Origin of the sequence: Enterobacter cloacae complex sp. S2 (assembly GCF_015159675.1) — a bacterium.
In the GTDB taxonomy this organism is placed as follows: Bacteria; Pseudomonadota; Gammaproteobacteria; order Enterobacterales; family Enterobacteriaceae; genus Enterobacter; species Enterobacter intestinihominis.
On record NZ_JADDTS010000006.1, the window covers coordinates 15,408 to 41,449 of the forward strand.

Genomic DNA, 26,042 nt, shown 5'->3' on the forward strand with positions numbered 1-26,042 from the left:
GTTTAAATCGAGCCGATGCTAATTTTTGTCATCGGCTGATTCAGACACGAGGACTTCATGAAAAACAATAACTATCAACAACTCACCCGCACCTTCCAGCGTCTCTCCCGCTTCTCTCACCTCTCCTCCATCGCCAGCTGGGACATGTTTACCATGATGCCGCCCGGCGGCAGCGCCGCGCGCGGTGAAGCGCTGGCGGAGATGAGCGTCCTGCAACATCAGATCCTGACCGATAAAAAAGTGGGTGAATGGCTGGCGGCGGCGGCAGAAGAAGATCTGAACGACGTTGAGCAGGCCAACCTGCGTGAAATGACGCGCCACTACCAGCAGGCCACTTTACTGCCGGAATCGCTGGTAGAGGCCAAATCGCTGGCGGGCAGCAGGTGTGAACACGCCTGGCGTACTCAGCGTCCGGCCAACGACTGGCAGGGCTTTTCAGCCAACCTGAAAGAGGTGGTGAAGCTCAGTCGTGAAGAGGCCCGCCTGCGCGCCGAGGCTAAAGGCTGCACGCCTTACGACGCGCTGCTGGATATCTTTGAACCCGACATGTCCAGCGCTCGCCTGGATGTGCTGTTCGGCGATCTGAAGTCCTGGCTGCCGGAGCTGCTGGCAAAGGTTGTGGAAAAACAGGTTCAACGATCGTTCGTTCCGCCACAGGGTCCCTTCCCCACCGCCACCCAGCGCGAGCTGGGCCTGGAAGCGATGAAAATGCTTGGCTTCGATTTTAACGGCGGTCGTCTGGACGTTAGCGCCCACCCGTTCTGCGGCGGCGTGCCGGAAGATGTGCGTATCACCACGCGTTACGATGAAGACGAGTTGCTCAGCGCGCTTTTCGGCGTGATCCACGAAACCGGACATGCCCGCTACGAGCAAAACCTTCCGCGAGCGTGGGCCGGCCAGCCCGTTGCGCTGGCGCGCTCTACGGCGATCCATGAATCCCAAAGTCTGTTCTTTGAAATGCAGCTGGGCCGCAGTGAGGCTTTCCTGAAGCATCTGCTTCCGGCGGTCCATGCCCGTTTCGGCAGCCAGGCGGCATTCAGTGAAGAGAATTTTATTGCCTGGAATCAGCGCGTGAAACCGGGCTACATCCGCGTTGACGCAGATGAAGTGAGCTATCCGGCGCATGTGGTATTGCGCTATGAGATTGAGCGCGCGCTGATCAATGGCGAAATTGAAGTCGATGATATCCCCGCGTTATGGGATGAGAAAATGCAGGCCTGGCTTGGATTATCCACCAAAGATAACTACCGCAACGGCTGTATGCAGGACATCCACTGGACCGACGGCGGTTTTGGCTACTTCCCGTCTTACACGCTGGGGGCAATGTATGCGGCACAGCTGTTCCATGCCGCCAAAACTGCGCTGCCCGGGTTGCAGGCATCCATTGCCGGAGGCGACTTCTCGGCGCTGTTTGACTGGCTGCGTCAGAATATCTGGCAGCACGGCAGCCGTTTCAGCACGTCGCAGCTCATCACCCAGGCCACAGGTGAAGATCTGAATATCCGCTACTTCCGCGAACACCTGACGTCCCGCTACCTGTAAACGAACGCGCCGGGGGCCACCCCGGCGTTGTACATATGGTTACACGCCGATACCAATCACTCACGGAAACCCCGAATTTACAGGGATATAGTTATTTCAACGGCCCCGCAGTGGGGTTAAATGAAAAACCAAATTCGAGGGTATGAAAATGAAAAAAGTATTAGCTCTGGTTGTTGCCGCTGCTATGGGTCTTTCTTCCGCTGCATTCGCGGCTGAAACTACCGCCACCGCAGCGCCTGCGGCATCCACCGCTGCTCCGGCCAAAACGGTTCACCATAAAAAACATCACAAAGCGGCTAAACCAGCGGCAGCACAGAAAGCGCAGGCCGCGAAAAAGCACCACAAAAAAGCGGCAAAACCTGCGGTAGAGCAGAAAGCCCAGGCGGCTAAAAAGCATCACAAAAAAGCGGCAAAACACGAAGCGGCTAAACCTGCTGCACAGCCAGCAGCGTAAGAGTACAAGCTTAACCGTGCCCTTCGGGGCACGTTGGTAAACCGGCGCTGAACGGGATTGCGGTCAGCGCCGGTTTTTTATACGGAGGGCGTATGCTGCGGCGCTATCGGTTTGAGTTCATTCTTATCCTGCTAATTTTATGCGCGCTCATCGCCAGCCACTTTTATCTTTCCTGAATGTAGCACGCTGATTTTACTCCCACTTTCTCGCCGTCGCGTCTATAGTATTTTCATAGGGTTCACTTTTAATAATCATAATTACCCCCACCAGAGTGTGATATGCGTAAATCTGTTGTGTTGTTACTGGGAACGTTTAGCCTTTTTGCAGGCTTTTCACATGCGGATGAGGGCGACGATGACGCCATCAGCGCCAAAGAGGTAAAGACGCTGTTTTTTGGTCATGACGATCGTACGCGTGTCACCGATCCTACCGAAGCGCCCTGGGATGCCATCGGGCAACTGGAAACCGCCAGCGGCAATCTATGTACCGCAACTCTCATAACGCCACGCCTTGCGCTGACGGCGGGTCATTGCCTGTTAATGCCGCCCGAAGGCAAACCGGATAAAGCGATCGCCCTGCGCTTTGTCTCGCAGAAAGGGATTTGGCGCTACGAAATTCACGGTATTGAGGGGCGGGTGGATCCGTCGCTCGGGAAACGCCTGAAACCGGATGGCGATGGATGGATTGTGCCGCCCGGGGCGGCATCCTGGGATTTCGGTCTGATCGTTTTACGTTATCCGCCGTCCGGGATCGCTCCGCTACCGCTCTTTGATGGTGACAAAGACGCGCTTACCGCCGCCCTGAAAGCCGCCGATCGAAAAGTGACGCAGTCAGGCTACCCTGTTGATCACCTCGATTCGCTGTACACCCATACGGACTGCGTGGTGACGGGCTGGGCGCAAAACAGCGTGCTTTCGCATCAGTGCGATACGCTACCGGGTGATAGCGGATCGCCCCTGATGTTAAAAACCGTTAACGGCTGGCAACTGATTGGCGTTCAGAGTTCTGCTCCGGCAGCGAAAGACCGCTGGCGCGCCGATAACCGAGCGTTGGCGGTGACCGGTTTTCGCGACCGGCTGGAAGCCCTGGCGCAGCAGTAGGTCACTCAGGCCAGTTTAATCATGATCATGCCAGCGAGCAGTAATACCAGCCCTATCCAGCCTTTATGGTTTAAACGCTGCCCGAACATAATCCAGCCTGCCGCCAGGGTGGCGGCAATACCGAAGCCGCCCCACAGCGCGTAGGCCACGGAAAGATCGATGCCTTTCACCGCCTGTGACAGAGCGCTAAACGCCCCCAGAACCGCGGCAATCGATAACAAGCCGTAGGCTTTGCGACGAAAGCCGTCGGAGAACTTCAAAAAGACGTTCGCAATAATTTCCAGAACGATGGCGAAAGCCAGCCAGGCCGCGTGGATCCATTCAAACTGCTGCATGGGTCTGCTCCTTCTGCTGTTTGGCTGGTTTGCGCGTACCCGATTTAATCAGCACGATACCTGCGACCAGGGTCGTCAGCCCGGCAATTTTCATTGTCGTCAGGGTTTCATCAAATATCATGACGCTGAACAGCGTAATCAATAAAATACCAACACCTTCCCACAAAGCGTATGCCACGCCCAGCGCGATTTTTTTAACCGCGAAAGAGAGGAATATATAGGAAAGCGTAATCATGACCAGCATCAAAATAAATCCGGTGCTGCCGTCACTCACGCTCGCCCATTTCATCGACAAGGTGCCGGTAATTTCAGCAACGATAGCCAGAGCTAATAAAATCCAGTAAAACATGTTTTTCTCCTGCTTGAGAATATAATCCATCGAGGCTCGCTGCGAACAGCAAACCAAAAAAGTGGGAATTAAATCAGTTAGCTAAGCGCATAGCGCCAGCTCAGGCAGAAGACGTGACTATAGCGCGGAACGCCAGTGTTGTTCACCGGAAAGCGTGTAGAGGGAGGTAGAAAACAGAGCAGAGTTGTTTGAAAAATACGTCCTGAACAAATTGTCCATAAAATTACAATTATCCGCGGTGTTGCTTCTCGTCTTTGCGGATGAAAATTGTCCTCAGTAGTTGAACACGCCTGATTTGTATCATAAGCCAGGAATTTACTCAAAGCCTTTTCATTTCTTTACCCAGTCTGTTTGATTTTGGTTAGTTTTTTTAATCCACTTTCCCCTCTATTATAAATAAAAAACTGTTCAGGAACGTCCATGGCCAAACCCATTATCACCCTCAACGGGCTTAAGATCGTCATCATGCTGGGCATGCTGGTGATCATTCTGACCGGCGTTCGTTTTGCGGCCGATATCATCGTGCCCTTTATCCTGGCGCTTTTTATCGCGGTGATCCTCAATCCACTGGTGCAGCGAATGGTGCGGCTACGCATCCCGCGTGTGCTGGCGATAAGCCTGCTTATCAGTATTATTATCGTTGCGATGGTGCTGTTAGTCGCCTATCTGGGAACCTCCCTGAACGAGCTGGCGCGGACGCTGCCGACATACCGCTCTTCCCTGGCGACCCCGCTGCTGCAAATTGAACCCTGGCTGCAACGCGCGGGTATCGAAGTCTCGGTTGAGGAACTGCTTAAATACATCGATCCGAATGCCGCCATGACGATTGTCACCAGCCTGCTGGCACAGCTCTCCAACGCCATGACCTCGATTTTCCTGCTGTTCCTGACGGTTGTGTTTATGCTGCTGGAAGTTCCACAGCTGCCTGCAAAACTCCAGCACATCATGGTGCGTCCGGTTGAGGGAATGGGTGCCATTCAGCGCGCGCTCGACAGCGTTTCACGCTATCTGGTGCTGAAAACGGCCATCAGCCTGGTGACGGGATTAGTGGTCTGGGGGATGCTCGCCGCGCTGGATGTGCGTTTTGCCTTCGTCTGGGGGCTGCTGGCCTTTGCGCTCAACTATATTCCTAACATTGGCTCCGTGCTGGCGGCGATCCCCCCTATCCTTCAGGTGCTGGTTTTCAGCGGTTTGTATGATGCCCTGATTCTGCTGGCAGGCTATCTGGTGATTAACCTTGTCTTCGGGAACATTCTCGAACCACGGATAATGGGACGCGGGCTGGGGCTTTCAACTCTTGTTGTGTTCCTGTCCCTGATTTTCTGGGGCTGGCTGCTCGGGCCTGTCGGCATGCTGCTCTCCGTTCCGCTGACAATTATTGTCAAAATTGGCCTGGAGCAGACCGCCGGTGGACAAAGTATCGCTGTACTGCTGAGCGACATGAGCCATAAGGCCGATTAATTGTCCATCGACAGCATAGGCTTGCCCGTTCTTCCCGCTTCGCGGTAGTTGCCCACTGCCCGCTGCCATTCCGACAGCGGGTAGAGGGTAACATCGCTGCACTGGCTGGCGCGCAGTTTAGGCCAGATGCGCCGAAACTCCGCCTGCCACGCCTCAGCGCTCAGCGCGTCCAGATAGTTACGAATGTGAAACCACGCCACGCGCGGCAACGGCCGCTGCTGCCGGAAGGTCTGCCCGGAGAGTAGCCCGTAGCAGACAAAGGTACCGGTTTCGGGCATCACGCTCAGGATCGCCTCCGCCAGGCTGCCGCCCGTGGCGTCGTACACCACCCCCGCTTGCGCGGCGGCAGCGTTGACGGCGGCCGTATCATCTTGCGCAATCGGGACGATCCCCATTTCAGCCAGACGTTGAGCGTGCACGGGCGAGCGATGGATCCCGTAAACCGCCTCTGCACCCGCCTGGCGTGCCCATTGCCCGAGCAGAACGGCGCAGTCAGAACCGGCAGCGGTGAGCAGCACCGTTTTCCCGACCGGAGGATAACGGTCCAGCATCATCTGAGCGGCAAGCGGGTTGATATACGCCCGCGCGGCAAGAAGCGAGTCGACGTCGTCCGGGACGGGAACCGCATACGCCACCGGGCAGTCGACATAGCGCTGCCAGGTTCCCTGCCCCCGTAACGGCAGGACCCGCTTGCCCAGCAGCGCCGGGTAAGCGGCGGGCGTTTCGGTCACTATTCCGACCCCTTCATAACCGGCTATTGCGGGCAGCGGCGTGCGATGGCGATATGCCCCGGTGATGGGGATGAGATCGGAGGCGTTCACCGGAGAAAAAAGCATGCGCACACGTATCTCTCCCGGCTGTCGCGGTGACAATGGTGTGGTTTCCGCTTGCAGTACCGATTCAGGCTCACCAAACCGGCGATACCAGAGGGCCAGATTACGCATTGCGATCGCGCCATCCCATTTCCGGTGCGACATGTTTCAGGATGGACTCGATCACATGTGCGTTGTATTCCACGCCCAGCTGATTCGGCACGGTAAGCAACAGCGTATCCGCTTCCGCGATCGCTTCATCCTTTTTCAACTGTTCAATCAGCTTGTCTGGCTCTGCGGCATAGCTGCGTCCGAAAATGGCACGCGTTTTCTCATCCAGATAGCCAACGCTGTCGCTCTCATTGCGGCTTGAACCGAAATATATCCGGTCGCGATCGTCCATCAGGGCAAAAATACTGCGGCTGACCGAAACGCGTGGCTGACGGGTATGCCCTGCCTCGGCCCATGCCTGTCGGTAGGCACGGATCTGTTTTGCCTGCTGAATATGGAACGGCTCGCCGGTTTCATCATCTTTCAGCGTTGAGCTTTGCAGGTTCATCCCCAGTTTTGCCGCCCATACTGCCGTTGCATTGGAGCCAGCCCCCCACCAGATACGATCGCGTAAGCCCTCTGAATGCGGCTCCAGACGCAACAATCCCGGCGGGTTTGGGAACATCGGCTGTGGGTTAGGCTTCGCAAACCCTTCACCGCGTAATACATCAAGCAGTACCTCAGTGTGACGGCGCGCCATATCAGATTCGTTTTCCCCTTCCTGCGGCACGTAACCAAAATAACGCCAACCATCAATCACCTGCTCCGGGGAGCCCCGGCTGATACCAAGCTGTAATCGCCCGCCGGAGATGAGATCTGCCGCGCCAGCATCTTCCGCCATATACAGCGGATTCTCGTACCGCATGTCGATCACGCCCGTACCGATTTCGATGCGTTTGGTTTTCGCGCCTATCGCAGCCAGCAAGGGGAATGGCGAACTGAGCTGGCGGGCAAAGTGGTGCACGCGGAAATAAGCACCGTCCGCGCCCAGCTCTTCAGCGGCGACAGCCAGATCGATGGACTGTAGCAGCGTGTCAGCTGCGGTTTGCGTGCCGGACTGGGAAGACGGCGTCCAGTGACCAAACGACAAAAATCCGATCTTTTTCATAGTGGAGTATCCTGATAAAGCATTGCGTTATCCCTACTCTACGCATTAACCGATGAGAATAAATGGTGATTATTTAACGGAATGCTTCAAATAAACTGACAGAAATACGCAAATCGCACGCTGCCTTCCCGCAGAGGAGGCATTCTCCTGGCATCTCAAAATGGGATATAGTGTGAACTATTCTCTTTTTTAACAGGTAACATCAGCAATGGCTCTGATCCCCAAAAACTACGCACGGCTGGAAAGCGGCTACCGTGAAAAAGCGCTAAAAATTTACCCGTGGGTCTGTGGACGCTGCTCGCGGGAGTTTGTGTATTCGAATCTTCGTGAACTCACGGTCCACCATATCGACCACGATCACACCAATAATCCGGAAGATGGCAGTAACTGGGAGTTGTTGTGCCTGTTTTGCCATGACCACGAACACTCAAAGTACACCGAAGCGGATCAGTATGGCACCACCGTTGTCGCAGGTGAGGATGCGCAAAAAGACGTGGGTGTCGCCACGTTTAACCCCTTTGCCGATCTCAAGGCGATGATGAACAAGAAGAAGTAATATCGGCGGCTTTACTGCCCATACCTGCCGTATGGGCAGTCAGAAAGATAAAGGTAATGTATTCCAGTCACAGATTGAACAAGGAGACGGCCTTAATATCGGCTTCAGGATTCACGCGTTTTACAGCCTCTAAAAACGCAGCAAAGTTTTGATTAAACACCGTCAGATTATTATAAAATTGCACCTGTTTTTCACGGGTTCCCTCAAGATAGCTCACAGACCAGATCCGCCTGTTATTTACCACTGTCGAGCCCGGCTTAATTTTTACGATAGCCGCCAGCTCAATTTTACGGGTGACGCTATTTATGACCTCGTATAAATACTGCTCATCATAAAAGTAGGTTTTACCTGACGATCCGCCAAACCAGGAAGGATGGGTAGAGATTTTTTTCATTCCCCGGCTGTCGGCAACGATGCGCTTTGGATGCCGAATACGCCTGATGAAAAAGCGCATCAGCATAATCAGTGCCGTGAAAGACAGCACCACGAAAAGAAAATTAATGCTCTCCCGCATATTTCGTTACCTGCCACGCATAACTCAAAGTGGCGAAGTATAGCGTAGCCCTGTAGCTCAGGGAACGTACGCGATGCAATCGCAGATGGAACGGGAAATGCTCTTATCTCGCCACGCAATATGATGTGCGGATCTCCTCAGGGTTAAGTGATATTAACAATTGCTGCTAAGTTGTAAGTTTCTCCTTGCCGGACAGGACAAATCAGTTATCGTGCCAGGCAACTTTTTCAGCAATAAAAAACAGTGGGATGCGCTATGGCGATTTTTGATGGTCACAATGACCTGTTGCTTAATTTATGGCTTCATCATCGCCAGGATCCGGTAAAGGCCTTCTTTTCCGGCATTGAGAACGGACACCTCGATTATCCGCGCATGCAGCAAGGCGGATTTTCCGGCGGGCTGTTCGCGCTGTTCGTGCCGCCGCAGGAGTATATCGCCCGCATGGCGCCGCACTACGCCAGCGAGCCGTGGCAACCGATCGACATTCTCTGGCAGCAGTTGACGATCCTCAAGCAGCTTGTCGCACACTCCGATGGGCGGGCGCGATTGTGCCTGAGCGCGGCAGATATCGAACGCTGCCGTCAGGATAAGGTGCTGGCGATGGTGGCGCATATTGAGGGTGCGGGCGGTTTTGACGGCGAGGGTGGCGATCTACAGGCTTTCTATGCCGCTGGCGTGCGCAGCATTGGGCCTTTCTGGAACATTGCTAACCGTTTTGGCACCGGCGTTAACGGGGCGTTTCCCGGCAGCCCGGACAGCGGCCCAGGGCTTACCGCAGAGGGTATCGCCCTCATTAAGCACGCTAACGCCCTGAACATGCTGATTGACGTTTCTCATATGAATGAAAAGGCGTTCTGGGATACTGCTCGTCATTCCTCTTCACCGCTGGTCGCCACCCATTCCAACGCCCATACGCTGTGCCCGCAACCGCGTAATCTGACCGATCGGCAACTGCTGGCTATCCGCGACAGCGGCGGCGTGGCAGGGGTCAATTTCGGCAACGCCTTTCTGCGCGCCGACGGTAAACGCGATAGCGATACCCCGCTGAGCACAATCGTTCGCCATATCGACTATCTTATTAACATCATGGGCGAAGATCATGTTGCGCTGGGCTCCGATTTTGACGGCATCACGTTACCTGATGATTTGCATGATGTGAGTGGTTTACCGCGGCTAATCAGCGCGTTGCGTGACAGCGGCTATGATCAATTTGTGCTGAATAAGCTGCTGTGGGGCAACTGGCAAAAGGTATTGCAAAATGTTTGGCAACAATAGGTTACGTTGTAAACATTACGTTAATTCCTTACATCTTTCGGGTTGAGCTTTGCCCCACTGTGACGCATTATTTGATGACCATCACAAAACTGGCACAAACAATGGTGTTGGTGCTGCATTTTTAAAGAGGAAAAAACGATGTGGAAGAAACCTGCTTTTATTGATTTACGTCTTGGCCTGGAAGTGACGCTGTACATTTCCAACCGCTAATCGCTCAGCCCGCCATCCGTGCGGGCATTTTTGTTTTACTACCTGGCCTATCTTCATGTTTATTAAAGTCCTCGGTTCCGCCGCCGGCGGCGGTTTCCCTCAGTGGAACTGTAATTGCGCCAACTGTCAGGGTTTGCGCAACGGTACCCTTCAGGCGACCCCCCGCACCCAGTCGTCGATCATCGTCAGCGATAACGGCGAAGAGTGGATACTGTGTAACGCCTCGCCCGATATCAGCCAGCAGATTGCCCATACGCCAGAACTGAATAAGAAAGAGGTTCTGCGCGGCACGCATATTGGCGGCATTATTCTCACCGACAGCCAGATTGACCACACCACCGGGCTGCTCAGTCTGCGCGAAGGGTGTCCGCATCAGGTATGGTGTACGCCGGAGGTGCATGAAGATCTTTCCAGCGGATTCCCGATTTTTACCATGCTCCGGCACTGGAACGGCGGCCTGGTCCATCATCCGATTGCGCCGCTCACCGCCTTTAGCGTGGAAGCCTGCCCTGATTTGCAGTTTACCGCTGTCCCCATCGCCAGTAACGCACCGCCCTATTCGCCGTGGCGCGACCGCCCGCTACCGGGGCATAACGTGGCGCTGTTTATCGAAAACCGCCGCAACGGTCAGACGCTGTTCTACGCGCCGGGTCTCGGTGAACCCGATGACGACATCCTGCCGTGGCTTAAAAAAGCGGACTGTCTGCTGATTGACGGCACAGTCTGGCAGGACGATGAACTGCAGGCCGCTGGCGTCGGGCGCAATACCGGCCGCGATATGGGCCATCTGGCGCTCGGCGATGAACACGGCATGATGGCGCTGCTGGCCTCACTGCCGGCAAAGCGCAAGATTCTGATTCACATTAATAACACTAACCCGATCCTTAACGAGCAGTCGCCGCAGCGTCACGCCCTCACGCAGCAGGGAATTGAAGTGAGCTGGGACGGGATGACCATCACGCTTCAGGACTAACTATGCACATTCGCGAAACGCTCTCGCCGCAAGAGTTTGAACACGCCCTCCGGGCGAAAGGCGCCTACTATCATATTCACCATCCGTACCATATCGCGATGCATAACGGCGAGGCCAGCCGCGAGCAGATCCAGGGCTGGGTGGCGAACCGGTTTTACTACCAGACGACGATCCCGCTGAAAGACGCGGCCATTATGGCGAACTGCCCGGATCCGCACACGCGTCGCAAATGGGTGCAGCGGATCCTCGATCACGACGGCAGCAACGGTCATGACGGCGGGATCGAAGCCTGGCTACAGCTGGGCGAAGCCGTAGGGCTTAGCCGCGACGACTTAATCAGCGAACGCCACGTGCTGCCCGGCGTTCGTTTTGCCGTGGACGCTTACGTTAACTTCGCCCGCCGCGCCAACTGGCAGGAGGCGGCATGCAGTTCGCTCACCGAACTGTTTGCCCCGCAAATTCATCAGTCGCGTCTCGACAGCTGGCCGCAGCACTATCCGTGGATCAAAGAGGAAGGCTATTTTTATTTTCGTAGCCGCCTCAGCCAGGCCAGCCGCGACGTTGAACACGGTCTGGAGCTGGCGAAGAGTTACTGCGATAGCGCAGAAAAGCAGAATCGGATGCTGGAGATCCTTCAGTTCAAACTCGATATCCTGTGGTCGATGCTCGACGCGATGACCATGGCCTACGCGCTACAGCGTCCGCCTTATCACACGGTCACCGACAAAGCGGCCTGGCACACAACCCGACTGGTATAAGCATGCAAAAAAACTCCATCGTCGCCTTTCGTCGCGGCTATCGCCTGCAATGGGAAGCCGCTCAGGACAGCCATGTCATCCTTTATCCGGAAGGCATGGCTAAACTCAATGAGACCGCGGCCGCAATCCTCGAACTGGTCGATGGCCAACGCGACGCGGCGGCCATCATTGCCATACTCAACGAACGGTTCCCGGAAGCCGGCGGCGTGGATGACGACGTCGTAGAATTCCTGCAAATCGCTTATCAACAGAAGTGGATTATTTTCCGTGAGCCAGAATAAACCCGCCGTCAATCCACCGCTGTGGCTGCTGGCGGAGCTGACCTATCGCTGTCCGCTACAGTGTCCTTACTGCTCTAACCCGCTGGACTTTGCCCGGCAGGATCAGGAGCTGACCACTGAACAGTGGATTGAGGTTTTCCGCCAGGCGCGGGCGATGGGCAGCGTGCAGATAGGTTTTTCCGGCGGCGAACCGTTGACGCGTAAAGATCTGCCGGAGCTGATCCGCGCCGCCCGCGATCTCGGTTTTTATACCAACCTGATCACCTCGGGAATTGGCCTGACGGAAAGCAAGCTCGACGCGTTCAGCGAGGCCGGTCTGGACCATATCCAGATTAGCTTCCAGGCTAGCGATGAAGTGCTCAACGCCGCGCTGGCGGGGAATAAAAAAGCCTTCCAGCAGAAGCTGGCGATGGCCAAAGCGGTCAAAGCGCGCGATTACCCGATGGTGCTGAATTTCGTCCTGCACCGGCACAACATCGACCAGATCGATAAAATCATCGAGCTGTGCATTGAACTGGACGCCGACGACGTCGAACTTGCCACCTGCCAGTTCTACGGTTGGGCGTTCCTTAATCGTCAGGGCCTTTTGCCGACGCGAGAACAGATCGCCCGCGCGGAACGCGTGGTTGCCGACTATCGGCAAAAAATGGCCGCCAGCGGCAATCTGACCAACCTGCTGTTCGTCACCCCTGATTATTACGAAGAGCGACCAAAAGGCTGTATGGGCGGCTGGGGGTCGATTTTCCTCAGCGTGACCCCGGAAGGCACGGCGCTGCCCTGCCACAGCGCGCGCCAGCTACCGGTGGAGTTCCCCTCGGTGCTTGATCAGAGTCTGGAATCCATCTGGTATGACTCTTTCGGCTTCAACCGCTATCGCGGGTTTGACTGGATGCCGGAGCCGTGCCGCTCCTGCGATGAAAAGGAGAAGGACTTCGGCGGCTGCCGCTGTCAGGCCTTTATGCTCACCGGGAATGCTGATAACGCCGATCCGGTGTGCAGCAAATCGCCGCATCATCATAAAATTCTGGACGCGCGACGCGAAGCAGCCTGTAACGACATGAAAATCGGCCAGCTTCAGTTCCGCAACCGTACCCGTTCGCAGCTTATCTATAAAACCCGGGAACTGTAGCGATAATGACCACCCGCATCGTGGAGCTGGCAGGCGGTTTACGCGCAACGCTGGTGCATCAGCCGCAGGCGACACGCGCGGCGGCGCTGGCGCGCGTGAGTGCCGGAAGCCATCACGAGCCACCGCGCTTCGCCGGTCTTGCGCATTTACTTGAGCACCTGCTGTTCCGCGGTAGCCAGCGCTATCAGGGCGACGATCGACTCATGGCCTGGGTCCAGCGTCAGGGCGGTAGCGTCAATGCCACCACGCTGGCTCGCCACAGCGCATTTTTCTTCGATGTGGCGGCCGATAACCTGTCCGACGGCGTCGCGCGACTGCGGGATATGTTGCAGGCGCCGCTGCTTTCATGCGATGACATACAGCGCGAAGTGGCGGTCATTGATGCGGAAAACCGGCTCATCCAGCAGCATGATTCCGCCAGGCGCGAAGCGGCGGCACGCCACGCGATGGAAGAACCCACAGTTTTCCGCCGTTTTCAGGTGGGTTGCAAGGATTCTCTGGGGCAGGGCCCGGGATCGCTGCAAACCGCGTTGCGCGACTTTCATCGGCGCTATTATGTGGCCGGACACCTGCAATTGTGGCTGCAAGGGCCGCAAAAGCTGGATGCGCTGGCCGAGCTTGCCCATACGTTTGCGTCCGGTTTTGCTTCTGGTGGTATGCCTGAAACCGCTCCCCCGTTGCGTCTTAGCGCTGAAGCAGATTTTCAGCTGGCAGTGACAGAGCGACCCGCACTGTGGCGTTGTCCGTTAATTCGAAAAAGTGACAACGTCACCTTATTTCGGGAGTTTTTACTGGACGACGCCCCCGGAAGCCTGATTGCCGGGCTGCGGGCGCGCGGGCTGGCAGAAGATGTCGCCCTGAACTGGCTTTATCAGGATAACGATAACGGCTGGCTGGCGCTAACGGTTGATAGCGAACGACCCGAGGAGGTTGACCCGCATATTACCCACTGGCTACGGGCGCTACAGCAAACGACGGATGAGCAGCAGCGGCATTATTATCGGCTGGCACATCAGCGTTTCAGCGCCCTGCCGACGCTGGAGCAGCTGCGCCAGCGGGCGTTCGGTTTTGCGCCCGGTGCGGCGCCCGTAAGTTTTTCCGCCTTTTGTGCCGATTTACTGGCGGCGCCCACCTCGTATCTGGCCTGCAAAAAAATTGAAACCGCTGAAATTATCGCCAGCCAGGGGTTTGCTCTGCCGCTTAGCCATTGGCGTCGCCAGCCGGTTGCAGATGATAGCCCCATCGCGTTTTCCTTCTACCCGCAGACTGCCAGGTATGTTACGCCAGCCCCGACGTCAGAAGCCGCTCCGCTGCTGCATTTGTCGGCGCAGACACAACCGCCAACGCTGATCCTGCGCAGGCCTTTTTATTCGTGCCTGGAACGGGCGCAGGGGGTGGCGATGGGCAAACAGTTACGCCCTCTTCTTGCTGAACTGCGCCATATTGACGGCAGCGGCGAGTGGCAAACGGTTGACGGTAGCTGGCAGCTCACCCTGCGGCTTCCTGACGCTGTAGCTACGGCGGAACACATCATCGGGGCGATAATCGATCGCCTCTCCCACCCCGCCCCGGCTCTTACGCCAGTGCCAGAAGGCATTGCCATCCGTGAGCTGCTTCAGCAATTGCCTGAACGTCTGGCATCGGATCCGCCACGGGACGGCTGGCTGGCGGCGCTAGTTGGCGGCAGCGTCGCGCACGCGCACGGGTTAGCCCGGCAGCTTGGCCTGCTCCGGGCGCCGGTTAACGCTAAGCCGACGCCATTAAGCGGTTGTCCCGGCGGGATCGAACACATTCCGCACGCCAGCGCGGATTCGGCGCTGCTGGTGTTTATTCCCCTGCCGCCGCGCGCGTCGCTCGCCGCGCTGCGGCTGCTGGCATTATGCTGCGAACCGCAATTTTTCCAGCGCCTGCGCGTGGAACAGCAGATTGGCTACGTAGTCAGCTGTCGTTATCAGCGTATTGCCGATCGCGATGGCCTGCTGCTGGCGTTACAGTCGCCTGACCGCTCTCCCGTGAACCTGTTGGGTTGCTGCAAACAATTTTTGCGTGAGCTGACTCTGTGCGATGAGACGGCGTTCAGCGTATTGCGACAGCAGCTGGCGATGCAAATCCGGTCACCGATGAATGCCAGCGCCACGGCAGTAGCCGCCCTGCGCCAGCGCTATGGTTTACCGGTGTTAACGCCGCAGGCTGTTGATGCCCTGCAACATGACGAGATAATCGCACTATGGCGCGAGATGACTCGCCATCGCCGTCGCTGGCGGGTGCTTTTAACGGGCTGACCGGACCCGCCGCTTTCTTCATATCCGTGTTTTTAGTCAAAAAAAAGCCCCGTACTTCGACGGGGCCAGGTTGCTTATTTTGCTGTTATTTATCCAGCGCGTAGGCAATCACGTAGTCACCACGATCCGGCGACTGGCGTGCACCACCAGCAGAGATCAGAATGTACTGTTTGCCGGTTTTCGGTGATACATAGCTGATAGGTCCGCCCTGGCTACCCACCGGGAGACGCGCTTTCCACACTTCTTCCCCCGTAGAGGAATCAAAGGCGCGCAGGTAGTAATCCTGGGTTCCCGCAATGAAGACCAGACCGCCCTGCGTGGCCAGCGTACCGCCCAGCGTCGGCATACCGACAGGCATTGGCATACGCATTTTTACCCCAAACGGACCGGTATCCTGTACGGTACCGACCGGCACCTGCCAGACGATTTTCTGCGTTTTCAGGTCAATGGCGGAGAGAGAGCCAAACGGTGGTTTCTGGCACGGAATGCCCAGCGGTGACATGAAACGGTTTTTGTTGACCGAATACGGCGTTCCTTTCATCGGAACGGCGCCCATCCCGGCGTTCACGGCTTCACCGCCCGTGTTTGCCACCGCGCTCTGCGGATCTTGCTTAATCAGCTGAACCCACAGGCCCAGACGCATGTCATTGACGAAGATATACTGGTTGTTCGGATCGGTGGACAAACTGCCCCAGTTCATTCCCCCCAGCGAGCCCGGGAAGCTCAGGGAAATATCGGTTCCCGGCATCGTGTACAGACCGTCATAACGCATTGATTTGAAGCTGATACGACAGGCCAACTGGTCAAACGGCGTCGCCCCCCACATATCCGATTCTTTCAGGGTTTCAGCGCCAATCTGCGGCATCCCCACAGAGCGAGGCTGCGTTGCCGGGTACTGTTCACGTGGAATATCCGCTGGTTTTACCGGAACCTCTTTCACTTCAGTGAGCGGTTTACCCGTCAGGCGATCAAGAACGTAAATTTGCCCCGCTTTAGTGCCCACCACCACCGCGGGCTTGTTGCCCTCTTTCGTTGGGAAATCAACCAGGCTCGGCTGCATCGGGATATCGAAATCCCAGAGGTCGTTATGCACGGTCTGGTATACCCACTTCTCTTTCCCGGTAGTCGCATCCAGCGCGAGGATTGAGGTGGCGTATTTGTGATCTTCCGGAATACGGTCAGCGCCCCACAGGTCGACAGAGGAACTTCCCATCGGGATAAACACGGTATTCATCGACGCATCCCAGGACATAGGGGCCCAGGAGTTTGCGGAGCTGCGTTTGTAGTGTTCGCCCGGCTTCAGAACGTAGTTCGGATCCGGATTACGCGGATCGAACGCCCAGCGCAGCTGGCCGGTGATCACGTCATAACCACGTATTACGCCTCCCGGCATATCGGTGCTGACATTATCCGCAACGCGGCCGCCAACCACGACCGTGGTACCCGCCAGCGTCGGGGCCGACGTCAACACATAGGTTGGATCTGACGCGTCGCCCATTCCTTCATGCAGGTTAACGCTGCCGTCAGTGCCGAAATCCGGGCAGAATTTGCCGTTATCGGCGTCTAACGCGATCAGCTTACCGTCAATGGTATTCATCAGGATACGGCGCTGGCATGCCGCGCCCGGTGCGACCTGCGCTGGCAGAACCGGTGTGGAGCCGGCTACCGTTGGCTGTGCCAGCGGTTTGGTGGCATCAAAGTACGCCAGGCCACGGCAGCGCATCCAGATGGCAGACTTAGCGTTGATTTCCGCTTTCCAGATTTCTTTCCCGCTATCGGCATCCACGGCGATCACGTTGTTATGCGGCGTACAGAGGAAGACACGATCGCCTACCTGTAGCGGCGTTTGCTGATCTTCTGCGCCATTGCCATCCGGACTTTGCGGAATATCACCGGTATGGTAGGTCCAGACCGGTTTCAGGTTTTTCACGTTGTCACGGGTTATCTGGTCCAGCGCCACAAAGCGACTACCGCCAGCCGTATTACCGTAGTGATCCCAGTTCTGCTGTTTCGCCTCTTCTTTTACCGGCACCAGCGGGCGCTTTTCGCCGCTAAACGGCACGGTCGGATGAGGTTGAAACATCTGAACAAAGGTGACGCCCATGCCGATAATAAGGACCGCGCAGACCGCCATCGCCCCTTTCGTAGAGGACGGTTTTCCTTCACGCTTACGCAATGCAGGCCAGGTGGCTGCTGCCAGCACCATCAGCCCGGCGGGTACCATTAATCGGGAAACCAGGGGCCAGAAGTCGAGTCCGGCATCGAAAAATGCCCAAATCAGGGTGCCAAGAAACACCAGAGCAAACAGCCCTACGGCAGAGGATTTGCGGCGGAAAAACTGAATTGCAGAGAGCAGCGTGAAAACCCCGGCAATGAGAAAGTACCAACTCCCCCCCAGGGAAACCAGTTTAAAACCGCCGATGGCAAAAAACAGCCCCGTCACAAGAAGTACCACACCCACCAGCAGGCACCACGGGCCTAACCAGCCCAATGGGCGGGGATTATTGTCTGACATAAAAATGAATCTCCTGATTACTTTATATAAAGCAGGGTTTTATTAACTGCCACGATGTTAAAACCCTGCACAACGCTAATTGTTCGTATGCGAAGCATAAATTAAAAAGAGACCGTAGACAAAATCTATTATGTCGGAAGAAATGAAAACCAGCGAAATTACATGGGTTTAACAGGGTTAAAATAGCGAATATCGCTAACTACGTCACCTATGCTGGAATATATGACCAGCCGGAAGTTGCTTAAAGGATTAATATCAGGATTCCCCCAAGGCCGGTCTTATAGCGTCAGATTTTTACAGCTGAGCCTTCAAACAGAAGATTTAATTAAGCAATAACCATGAATAAGCACAGGGATAAACCTGAGTTAAGTTTCAGGAAGAAATTATCAATAATTTTAGAGCGTCTGGTGCGTTGAACATTCCGTCATTATCAGCACTGAAAATGTGACTTTCCGCATCAAAGCGGACTCACAGAGTGACAATACAAACACTATTAAATCACTTAATGAAGTCTTGAATCACAGAAAATCAAAACAGTAATTCACTGCGCCTTCACTAGCCATTGACTTTACACCAAGACTAGCGCATATTTTACAGCACAAATTAACAAGACAATTTTTGGAGGACGTTTTCTATGCCAGCCCGTGATTATCCCGACAAGCGTGTTGCTCGCGGTGTAGCAAAGGAGGCCGATCTCAGGATGTTAAGTGCGCGCATCGATCCAGCGCTGATGGAGTACATCCGCATTACTGCGTATGAAAAACGGAAAAGTAAGCAGGAAATCGTGGCGGAAGCGTTAGCACTTCACCGCCAAAGGAATCAGATTGCGTCATAAACACCAAAAGCCCGAAAAATCCCCCCGGGCTTTTGCTGCTGTCTGGGTTACTCTACCAGCGTATTTAACGTCTCCAGCGCCTCAGGCGGCAATACCAGATCGGCTGCCGCCAGGTTTTCACGCAGATGCGCCACCGAAGAAGTACCCGGGATCAAGAGGATATTTGGCGAGCGTTGCAGCAGCCATGCCAGCGCCACCTGCATAGGCGTCGCATCCAGTGAATCCGCCACCGCCTGTAGCCCGGAAGATTGCAGTGGCGTGAAACCACCCAGTGGGAAGAACGGCACCCAGGCAATCCCCTGCTGCGCCAGCGAATCTACCAGCGCATCGTCACCGCGATTCACCACGTTGTACATGTTCTGTACGCATACCACGGAAACCATCTTCTGCGCTTCAGCCACCTGCGAAGCAGTGACGTTGCTCAGCCCAATATGGCGAACCAGCCCCTGTTGTTGCAGCTCCGCGAGGGTGCTTAGCGGCGCGGCAATCGAGCCTTCCGCTGGTCCGTGGGCGCTAAACATGATCCGCAGGTTAACCACGTCCAGCACATCTCGCTTCAGGTTGCGCAGGTTGTCATGCACCGCCTGCGTCAGCTCCTGGGCGGAAAACGCCGGCAGCCAGGAGGCGTCCTCGCCGCGTCGGGCTCCGATCTTAGTCACAATCGTAAGGTCGTCCCGGTACGGATGAAGCGCCTCGCAAATAAGCTGGTTGGTCACATGGGGGCCGTAAAAATCGCTGGTATCAATGTGATTTACCCCCGACTCTACCGCTTCACGCAACACCGCCAGCGCCGCATTTTTGTCTTTTGGCGGACCAAAAACGCCAGGTCCGGCAAGCTGCATCGCGCCATAGCCAAACCGTTTAACCGTACGCGTTCCGAGCGTGAATGTTCCGCATTTATCTATGCTGCTCATGCTGACCTTCCTCATTAAAATGATCCGGGTTTACAACAGGTTCCCCAACGAAACCATTAGTTAAGCAATAGTAAAATTAAAGTTTAAATTCGCTACGACGATAGTATTGATGTAACCCTGCCTCTTCTATTACGGATGACCGTCATGCTGAAAAATCTGCACGTGATTACCGGTATTATCTTTGCCCTCACCATATTCTGTCTGCTGCAAGTTGTCACGGGAGGGTTGTTCTACTCTGCCGTTAACAACGATCGTCACAACTTTCAGAACTCCGGGTTGCTTAATGCCCAGCAGGAGAGCCTCAGCGACAGTGTGAACACCCTGGTGAAAACGCGCGTTACCGTCACCCGCGTGGCGATCCGCTACCTGAAAAACCAGCGCGACCCGGCCTCTCTCGCGGCAATCAATACGCTGCTGGGCACCGCGAACGGTTCGCTGGCCAAAGCCGAAGACTATTACAAAAACTGGCAGGCGATTCCGCAGGTGAAGGGGCAAAATGCCGCGCTCACCGAAGAGATGCAGAAAGCCTGGAAGAACATGCACGAGGTAATGCGCTTGTCCATTGCGTACTTGCGCGCCGATAACTATCAGGCCTATGGCGACCTGGACGCCCAGCAGGCGCAGGATGAGATGGAGGCGGTCTATACCCGCTGGCGCGCGGAAAACAACGTCCTGCTGAAAGCCGCCGCCGAAGAGAACCAGAACAGCTTTACCCAGATGCAGTGGACGCTGGCGGCGATCTTCCTGACCGTTATCGCCGTGCTGGTGGTGATCTGGCAGGGTTTACAGCACCTGCTCCTGAGACCGCTCAACGCCATCATGAACCATATTCGCACCATCGCGAGCGGCGATCTGACGCAAAACGTCGCGATTACCGGGCGCAACGAAATGGGCCAGCTGGCCGCCGGTCTGCATGAGATGCAACAGTCGCTGGTCAGCACCGTCAGCGCCGTGCGCGGCAGCACAGATTCTATCTACACGGGCGCAGGAGAAATTGCCGCCGGGAGTAACGACCTTTCCGCCCGAACCGAGCAGCAGGCAGCCTCGCTGGAAGAGACCGCCGCCAGCATGGAAGAGCTGACGGCCACGGTGAAACAGAACTCGGATAACGCTCGTCAGGCGACGCTGCTGGCAAAGAATGCGTCTGAAACCGCCGCACGCGGCGGCCAGGTGGTGAATAATGTAGTGCGTACCATGAATGACATTGCCGACAGTTCTCAGCAAATTGCGCATATCACCGGCGTTATCGATAGCATTGCCTTCCAGACCAACATTCTGGCGCTCAACGCGGCGGTTGAAGCCGCCCGTGCCGGCGAACAAGGCCGCGGCTTTGCGGTCGTGGCAGGCGAAGTACGGACGCTGGCCAGCCGCAGCGCGCAGGCGGCAAAAGAGATCAAAGGGCTTATTGAAAACTCCGTCAGCCGGGTGAATACCGGCTCGGAACAGGTGAGCGAGGCGGGTGCGACCATGAAAGAGATCGTCGCGGCCGTGACACGCGTAACCGATATTATGGCTGAAATCTCGTCGGCGTCTGACGAGCAAAGCCGCGGTATTGAACAGGTCAGCCTGGCGGTCTCGCAGATGGACAGCGTAACGCAGCAAAACGCCGCGCTGGTACAGGAGTCGGCAACGGCGGCGGCGGCGCTGGAAGATCAGTCTGAACAGCTGCGCCAGGCCGTGGCGGCATTCCGGCTGAACATGCAGGAAAACACCGCTCCGCGGCCAAAAAATACAAAAGCACCGCAACTGTTGCGTCCCGCCACGGTCAGTGCCTCAGGTGACACAAACTGGGAGACGTTCTAGGCCTTACCGTTAACGGCTGCGCTTGGCGTGACGTTCCCAGTTCTCCTGTTTCGCCTCATCGGATTTTCGGAGTGAAACATAACATGCCCCGCTGCCGCCGTGATGCGGCAGCGCCACGCAGAAAGCCTGCACGTCCTCGAACTCAGTTAACCAGCGGGCAAGATAACTGCGCACCACGTTCGGGTGCGAATTCTGCTCGCGGCCCTTTCCGTGAATGATAATCAGGTTACGTAAACCGTCGCGGCAGGCCTGGCGAATGAAGGCGTACAGCATCTGGCGGCAGCGTTCGGCGGGCTGACGCAACAGATTTAAGCTGGCCTGTCGGGCGTATTTACCCGAGCGCAGCTTGTCAATAACGCCCTGCTGAACGCCCTCGCGCTGGAACATCAGCGGCTCTTCAAGCGGCAAGAGTTCCAGGAAACCCAGTGTGAGAAAGTTGTCGAGCTGCTCGGTATCGATCTCCTGGCGAACCCGGGTATTACGGCTTTGCGCCAGTGGATATCGGTGCAGCGTTTCAGGGGCTGGACATCCTCCATGGCGTCAAGAAAAAGTGATTTGTCGTCAGGGTTCATGGAAATCCTCCGGGCACATCGGGGCTTGTACTATACCTGCACCGGGCAGGGGCCTCAATAACCCTTACCGCAAGGGGCAAGATAAATATTAATCTGATGAATATATATAGCTACCATTAAAGTTATTTAAATATTACTTAACTAAAACTACAGCAGAGTTAAAATAAGTGATTTGCGTTGAAATTTTGTAAAACCAATGACGTGCCGCCTTTCTTTTTTCAGGAAAGATGTTATACCTAAATATACCTGCCTCATGGATATAATACCCAGGATTTGCGAAAGGACGCACTGCTGTGTGTACTGTAGGGTCTGTCTGATGTCGGACAGGCTCTATTTTTTCTTTGGCAATTTCACGATAAAACTATTTTTCTCGCTTCCCTTCTGAATTGTGTAATTAATGATTCAGCCAGGGGCGTCTGGCGTGCATCACGGCGCTGAATTAAATAATAGGCCGCTCTGGGAAGTGTTTCCACAACCGGCAGCATGACCAACCGGTGCGCCAGCAGCGGGTCGCAGCCCAGCTCCTGCGGCAGCACGCTCAGGAAGTCACTTTGTGCGACAAGGCTAATACAGGACGAAAAGGTTTCGCAAACGACGCCAATACGCGGTATCTGCGAGCGATGATGAAATATATCCTCAAGCTGCTTATAATAACTTCCCCGCGGCGTTGGCATTGTCCAGTTATAATGAAGAAGTTCATTAATAGAGGTAGCCCCCAACGCCGGATGTCCTTCCCGACAAAATACCGCAAAAGGTTTCTCAAAGAGTTTTTCAAACGTAAATTCGTGATCGTAAGGCCCCTGATAATAGGTATTGATGGTAAAGTCCAGCTCACCCTGGCGTAATTCATTGATCATTGATACCAGCTGACCTTCCATAATCCGCACCTTGATCTGAGGATGCTGCGCATGAAAACGGGAGATAACGGCGGGCATCAGGCTGCGCGCCACGCTGGCACCCATCCCAATATTGATCTGCCCGGTCAGCTCCCCCTGACGCTGACGGATATCATCCTGCGCTGCGCGAAGCTCTTCCAGAATCAAATTAGCGCGGTGATAAAACCCTTCCCCGCACTCGGTCAGGGCGACACCTTTACTCCGGCGCACAAACAGCTGTGCCGCCATGCCCTCTTCCAGCTCTTTAATGGATTTAGTCAGCGCGGGCTGCGAAAGATTCAGCACCCGGCTGGCTCCGCGAATACTGCCCTGACGCGCCACTTCGACAAAAGCCCGAATTTGATGAAATTTAATCTGAAATGACATAGCCCGACCGATAACCGTTGTTTATCAGAGTAAAGAAACTGTCATCTACTTTAATGGAATCGGATGTGCGAGGGTAATTCCTGAACGGTTAAAACTGTGAAAAATCGCTTAGTGATAAGTAAAAACTATCACAGCGTGAAGCAGTTCACATATTTTAATGATGACAGGAAAAGATATGAACGCACTGGCGCAGTACATCCACACATTATCCCCCCAACTGAGCGCATGGCGTCGCGATTTTCACCATTTCGCGGAATCCGGCTGGGTGGAGTTCCGCACAGCCGCGAAAGTCTCGGAGATCCTGGACTCGCTGGGTTACGAGCTGGCGATGGGTCGCGATGTCGTGGATGCCGAAAGCCGGATGGGGTTGCCCGATGACGCAACCCTGGCGCGGGAATTTGCCCGCGCCCGCGCGCAAGGCGCACCGGAGAAATGGCTCGCGCCGTTCGAAGGCGGGTTCACCGGCATTGTCGCGACCCTGAATACTGGTCGCCCCGGCCCGACGCTGGCCTTTCGCGTGGACATGGATGCGCTTGATCTGAGCGAAGCGCATGACGACAGCCACCGGCCGTACCGCGACGGTTTTGCCTCCTGCAACCCGGGCATGATGCACGCCTGCGCGCACGACGGCCACACCACCATTGGTCTGGGGCTGGCGCAGGTGCTTAAGCAGCATGAAGCCCAGCTCAACGGCACCATCAAACTGATCTTCCAGCCTGCCGAAGAGGGTACGCGCGGCGCCCGCGCTATGGTCGCTGCAGGGGCGCTGGACGACGTGGACTACTTTACCGCCATTCATATTGGAACCGGCGTTCCGGAAGGGACGGTGATCTGCGGCAGCGATAACTTCATGGCGACCACCAAATTTGACGTGCGCTTTACCGGCGTTGCCGCACACGCTGGCGGTAAACCGGAAGAGGGCCGTAACGCCCTGCTCGCGGCGGCCCAGGCCGCTATCGCGCTGCATGGCATCGCGCCACACAGCGAAGGCGCGTCCCGGGTTAACGTCGGAGTCATGCAGGCGGGCAGCGGACGCAACGTGGTTCCGGCTGATGCGTTGCTTAAGGTTGAAACCCGCGGTGAAAGCGAGGCTATTAATCAGTATGTCTTTGAGCGCGCGCAGGCGGTGATTACCGGCGCGGCAGCACTCTACGGCGTAACAGCCGGGATAAACCTGATGGGGGCGGCGACCTCCAGTGCCCCCACCCCGGCCTGGGTCGATTATCTGCGCGAACAGGCAAGCCAGGTGCACGGCGTGACTCATGCCATTAATAAGGTCAAAGCGCCTGCGGGCTCCGAAGATGCCACGCTAATGATGGCCCGCGTGCAGCAGAACGGCGGCATGGCCTCGTATATGGTCTTCGGCACCGAACTGAGCGCCGGACATCACAACGAAAAATTCGATTTTGATGAGCAGGTGATGAACGTTGCCATCGAAACACTGGCGCGAACTGCGCTTAATTTCCCGTGGACGCGAGGTGTGTAATGCAGGAGAACTACGCTTTTATCGCTGATGCCATCGACACGCGATGTCAGACGTTTACCGATATTGCCGACGACATCTGGGATCATCCCGAAACGCGCTTTGAAGAGTTCTGGTCCGCCGAACGGCTTGCCAGCGCGCTGGAAGCCGAGGGCTTTACCCTGATGCGGGAAGCCGGAGGCATTCCCAACGCCTTTATTGCCAGCTACGGCAGCGGCAAGCCCGTTATCGCCCTTCTGGGCGAATACGACGCCCTGGCCGGGTTGAGCCAGCAGGCGCACTGCGCGACGGCGCAATCCGCCACCCCGGGGGCTAACGGCCATGGCTGCGGGCATAACCTGTTGGGTACTGCTGCCTTTGCCGGTGCGGTGGCGGTGAAAAGCTGGCTGGAACAGCACGGCGGCAGCGGAACGGTACGATTTTACGGCTGCCCCGGCGAGGAAGGCGGCTCCGGTAAAACCTTTATGGTGCGTGAAGGATTATTTGACGACGTGGACGCTGCCGTGACCTGGCATCCGGAAGCCTTTGCCGGGATGTTTAACGTCAGCACGCTGGCCAATATTCAGGCCGCCTGGCGGTTTAAGGGGATCGCCGCCCACGCCGCAAACTCCCCACATCTGGGACGTAGCGCGCTGGATGCCGTGACGTTGATGACCACCGGCACAAACTTCCTCAACGAACACATCATTGAAAAAGCGCGCGTTCATTACGCCATCACCGATACCGGCGGAATTTCGCCTAACGTGGTGCAGGCCCAGGCAGAAGTGCTGTACCTGATCCGCGCCCCGGAGATGGCCGATGCGCAGCAGATCTACGCGCGCATCGAGAAAATCGCCAAAGGCGCGGCGATGATGACCGAAACCACTGTCGAGTGTCGCTTTGATAAAGCCTGCTCCAGCTATCTGCCGAACCGTACGCTCGAAGCGGCCATGTACCGCGCATTGCAGCATTACGGCACGCCGGACTGGACGGAAGAAGAACGCGAATTTGCCCGTGAAATCCGCGCCACGCTCACGGCAAACGACCTGCAAAACAGCCTGAAAAACATTGCCGCAACGGGAGCCGAAGAGGGAAAAGCCTTTGCCCGACGCCATCAGGAGACGCTGCTGGTGGATGAAGTTGCCCCTTACGCCATCACCGATAACGTGCTGGCTGGCTCCACCGACGTGGGGGATGTCAGCTGGAAGATGCCTGTCGCACAGTGCTTTAGCCCCTGTTTTACCGTCGGCACCCCGCTGCATACCTGGCAATTGGTGGCGCAGGGGCGTACCTCTATTGCCCATAAAGGCATGCTGCTGGCCGGAAAAGTGATGGGGGCGACCGCGCTGCATCTGCTTCAGGATGCCGACCTGCTGCGAAAATGTCGTGAAGAATTTGAACAACACATAACACAAAAACCGTACGAGTGTCCGATCCCACAGAACGTGACACCGTCACCTTTAAAATAAAAAAACACAACACAACACAA

The 26,042-nt window shown here is 55.9% G+C and carries 25 protein-coding genes and 1 pseudogene; 17 read left to right on the top strand and 9 right to left on the bottom strand.

What is annotated here, in order from left to right:
• The first annotated feature begins 57 nt into the window (after window positions 1-57).
• The 4 genes from IPZ49_RS04480 to IPZ49_RS04490 all read left to right on the top strand — a co-directional run bounded on the left by IPZ49_RS04480 (window position 58) and on the right by IPZ49_RS04490 (window position 3,096).
• Complete coding sequence (locus IPZ49_RS04480) at window positions 58-1,542, top strand: carboxypeptidase M32 (RefSeq protein WP_063145980.1); 1,485 nt, start codon at window positions 58-60, stop codon at window positions 1,540-1,542.
• A 148-nt stretch (window positions 1,543-1,690) separates the two neighbouring features.
• Window positions 1,691-1,996: an acid resistance repetitive basic protein Asr gene (asr, locus tag IPZ49_RS04485; RefSeq protein ID WP_022647962.1), complete on the top strand. Its 306-nt coding sequence runs from the start codon at window positions 1,691-1,693 to the stop codon at window positions 1,994-1,996.
• Window positions 1,997-2,088: 92 nt separating this feature from the next.
• Window positions 2,089-2,172: a hypothetical protein gene (locus IPZ49_RS23435; RefSeq protein WP_057979992.1), complete on the top strand. Its 84-nt coding sequence runs from the start codon at window positions 2,089-2,091 to the stop codon at window positions 2,170-2,172.
• 102 nt (window positions 2,173-2,274) lie between these two features.
• On the top strand, window positions 2,275-3,096 hold the full coding sequence (locus tag IPZ49_RS04490; protein WP_023299991.1) for a serine protease: 822 nt from the start codon (window positions 2,275-2,277) through the stop codon (window positions 3,094-3,096).
• Window positions 3,097-3,101: 5 nt separating this feature from the next.
• Here the strand turns inward: IPZ49_RS04490 and mdtI are convergent, their stop codons facing one another.
• Window positions 3,102-3,431, bottom strand: coding sequence for a multidrug/spermidine efflux SMR transporter subunit MdtI (gene mdtI / locus IPZ49_RS04495; RefSeq protein WP_022647960.1), 330 nt, complete (start codon window positions 3,429-3,431; stop codon window positions 3,102-3,104).
• Window positions 3,418-3,780: a multidrug/spermidine efflux SMR transporter subunit MdtJ gene (gene mdtJ / locus IPZ49_RS04500; RefSeq protein ID WP_032624865.1), complete on the bottom strand. Its 363-nt coding sequence runs from the start codon at window positions 3,778-3,780 to the stop codon at window positions 3,418-3,420. Before mdtJ ends, mdtI begins: the two co-directional genes overlap by 14 nt.
• Window positions 3,781-4,200: 420 nt before the next feature.
• On the opposite strand from mdtJ, the gene IPZ49_RS04505 reads away from it, so the two are divergent.
• Window positions 4,201-5,241 (top strand): AI-2E family transporter, encoded by a 1,041-nt coding sequence (locus IPZ49_RS04505; RefSeq protein ID WP_003857467.1) that lies wholly within the window; start codon window positions 4,201-4,203, stop codon window positions 5,239-5,241.
• Here the strand turns inward: IPZ49_RS04505 and IPZ49_RS04510 are convergent.
• The gene (locus tag IPZ49_RS04510; protein ID WP_063145981.1) at window positions 5,238-6,185 is read right to left on the bottom strand and encodes a zinc-dependent alcohol dehydrogenase family protein; all 948 of its coding nucleotides are present in this window, start codon (window positions 6,183-6,185) and stop codon (window positions 5,238-5,240) included. The genes IPZ49_RS04505 and IPZ49_RS04510 overlap by 4 nt on opposite strands.
• Window positions 6,178-7,212: an LLM class flavin-dependent oxidoreductase gene (locus IPZ49_RS04515; protein WP_063145982.1), complete on the bottom strand. Its 1,035-nt coding sequence runs from the start codon at window positions 7,210-7,212 to the stop codon at window positions 6,178-6,180. Before IPZ49_RS04515 ends, IPZ49_RS04510 begins: the two co-directional genes overlap by 8 nt.
• Before the next feature lie 208 nt (window positions 7,213-7,420).
• Here IPZ49_RS04515 and yajD point away from each other — a divergent pair, with 208 nt between their 5' ends.
• The gene (gene yajD, locus IPZ49_RS04520) at window positions 7,421-7,768 is read left to right on the top strand and encodes an HNH nuclease YajD (RefSeq protein WP_006808895.1); all 348 of its coding nucleotides are present in this window, start codon (window positions 7,421-7,423) and stop codon (window positions 7,766-7,768) included.
• Between the two features lie 67 nt (window positions 7,769-7,835).
• Here yajD and IPZ49_RS04525 read toward each other — a convergent pair whose 3' ends face one another.
• Window positions 7,836-8,282 carry a hypothetical protein gene (locus IPZ49_RS04525; protein WP_022647956.1) on the bottom strand — a complete coding sequence of 149 codons (447 nt, stop codon included), beginning with the start codon at window positions 8,280-8,282 and terminating at the stop codon, window positions 7,836-7,838.
• 255 nt (window positions 8,283-8,537) lie between these two features.
• Here IPZ49_RS04525 and IPZ49_RS04530 point away from each other — a divergent pair, with 255 nt between their 5' ends.
• The 7 genes from IPZ49_RS04530 to pqqF all read left to right on the top strand — a co-directional run bounded on the left by IPZ49_RS04530 (window position 8,538) and on the right by pqqF (window position 15,190).
• Window positions 8,538-9,557: a dipeptidase gene (locus IPZ49_RS04530; RefSeq protein WP_058678023.1), complete on the top strand. Its 1,020-nt coding sequence runs from the start codon at window positions 8,538-8,540 to the stop codon at window positions 9,555-9,557.
• A 138-nt stretch (window positions 9,558-9,695) separates the two neighbouring features.
• Window positions 9,696-9,767, top strand: a complete 72-nt coding sequence (gene pqqA, locus IPZ49_RS04535; RefSeq protein ID WP_002905689.1) for a pyrroloquinoline quinone precursor peptide PqqA — start codon at window positions 9,696-9,698, stop codon at window positions 9,765-9,767.
• Between the two features lie 55 nt (window positions 9,768-9,822).
• A complete protein-coding gene (gene pqqB, locus IPZ49_RS04540; protein ID WP_048965714.1) occupies window positions 9,823-10,740 on the top strand; it encodes a pyrroloquinoline quinone biosynthesis protein PqqB in 918 nt (305 codons plus the stop codon).
• 2 nt (window positions 10,741-10,742) lie between these two features.
• On the top strand, window positions 10,743-11,498 hold the full coding sequence (gene pqqC / locus IPZ49_RS04545; RefSeq protein WP_023306095.1) for a pyrroloquinoline-quinone synthase PqqC: 756 nt from the start codon (window positions 10,743-10,745) through the stop codon (window positions 11,496-11,498).
• A 2-nt stretch (window positions 11,499-11,500) separates the two neighbouring features.
• Window positions 11,501-11,779, top strand: coding sequence for a pyrroloquinoline quinone biosynthesis peptide chaperone PqqD (pqqD, locus tag IPZ49_RS04550; RefSeq protein WP_003857508.1), 279 nt, complete (start codon window positions 11,501-11,503; stop codon window positions 11,777-11,779).
• Window positions 11,766-12,908: a pyrroloquinoline quinone biosynthesis protein PqqE gene (gene pqqE, locus IPZ49_RS04555; protein WP_063145983.1), complete on the top strand. Its 1,143-nt coding sequence runs from the start codon at window positions 11,766-11,768 to the stop codon at window positions 12,906-12,908. Before pqqD ends, pqqE begins: the two co-directional genes overlap by 14 nt.
• Before the next feature lie 5 nt (window positions 12,909-12,913).
• Entirely contained in the window at window positions 12,914-15,190 is a 2,277-nt protein-coding gene (gene pqqF, locus IPZ49_RS04560; RefSeq protein ID WP_063145984.1) for a pyrroloquinoline quinone biosynthesis protein PqqF, read from the top strand.
• Between the two features lie 85 nt (window positions 15,191-15,275).
• On the opposite strand, the gene IPZ49_RS04565 is transcribed toward pqqF, so the two are convergent.
• Window positions 15,276-17,705: a glucose/quinate/shikimate family membrane-bound PQQ-dependent dehydrogenase gene (locus tag IPZ49_RS04565; RefSeq protein ID WP_063145985.1), complete on the bottom strand. Its 2,430-nt coding sequence runs from the start codon at window positions 17,703-17,705 to the stop codon at window positions 15,276-15,278.
• Between the two features lie 634 nt (window positions 17,706-18,339).
• Here IPZ49_RS04565 and IPZ49_RS04570 point away from each other — a divergent pair.
• Window positions 18,340-18,540, top strand: coding sequence for a hypothetical protein (locus IPZ49_RS04570; protein WP_063145986.1), 201 nt, complete (start codon window positions 18,340-18,342; stop codon window positions 18,538-18,540).
• Between the two features lie 47 nt (window positions 18,541-18,587).
• On the opposite strand, the gene IPZ49_RS04575 is transcribed toward IPZ49_RS04570, so the two are convergent.
• Window positions 18,588-19,454: an aldo/keto reductase family oxidoreductase gene (locus tag IPZ49_RS04575; RefSeq protein ID WP_023299981.1), complete on the bottom strand. Its 867-nt coding sequence runs from the start codon at window positions 19,452-19,454 to the stop codon at window positions 18,588-18,590.
• A 144-nt stretch (window positions 19,455-19,598) separates the two neighbouring features.
• Between IPZ49_RS04575 and IPZ49_RS04580 the strand changes: the two genes are divergently transcribed.
• Window positions 19,599-21,257 carry a methyl-accepting chemotaxis protein gene (locus IPZ49_RS04580; RefSeq protein ID WP_023299980.1) on the top strand — a complete coding sequence of 553 codons (1,659 nt, stop codon included), beginning with the start codon at window positions 19,599-19,601 and terminating at the stop codon, window positions 21,255-21,257.
• Between the two features lie 9 nt (window positions 21,258-21,266).
• On the opposite strand, the pseudogene smrA reads toward IPZ49_RS04580, so the two are convergent.
• Together smrA and IPZ49_RS04590 are read right to left on the bottom strand one after the other, a co-directional pair.
• A pseudogene (gene smrA, locus IPZ49_RS04585) lies at window positions 21,267-21,829 on the bottom strand (DNA endonuclease SmrA).
• Between the two features lie 350 nt (window positions 21,830-22,179).
• Window positions 22,180-23,091 (bottom strand): LysR family transcriptional regulator, encoded by a 912-nt coding sequence (locus IPZ49_RS04590; RefSeq protein WP_046620072.1) that lies wholly within the window; start codon window positions 23,089-23,091, stop codon window positions 22,180-22,182.
• Between the two features lie 175 nt (window positions 23,092-23,266).
• On the opposite strand from IPZ49_RS04590, the gene IPZ49_RS04595 reads away from it, so the two are divergent.
• Window positions 23,267-24,577, top strand: coding sequence for a M20 family metallo-hydrolase (locus IPZ49_RS04595; RefSeq protein WP_063145987.1), 1,311 nt, complete (start codon window positions 23,267-23,269; stop codon window positions 24,575-24,577).
• Complete coding sequence (locus IPZ49_RS04600; RefSeq protein ID WP_063145988.1) at window positions 24,577-26,022, top strand: M20 family metallopeptidase; 1,446 nt, start codon at window positions 24,577-24,579, stop codon at window positions 26,020-26,022. Before IPZ49_RS04595 ends, IPZ49_RS04600 begins: the two co-directional genes overlap by 1 nt.
• Window positions 26,023-26,042: the final 20 nt, after the last annotated feature.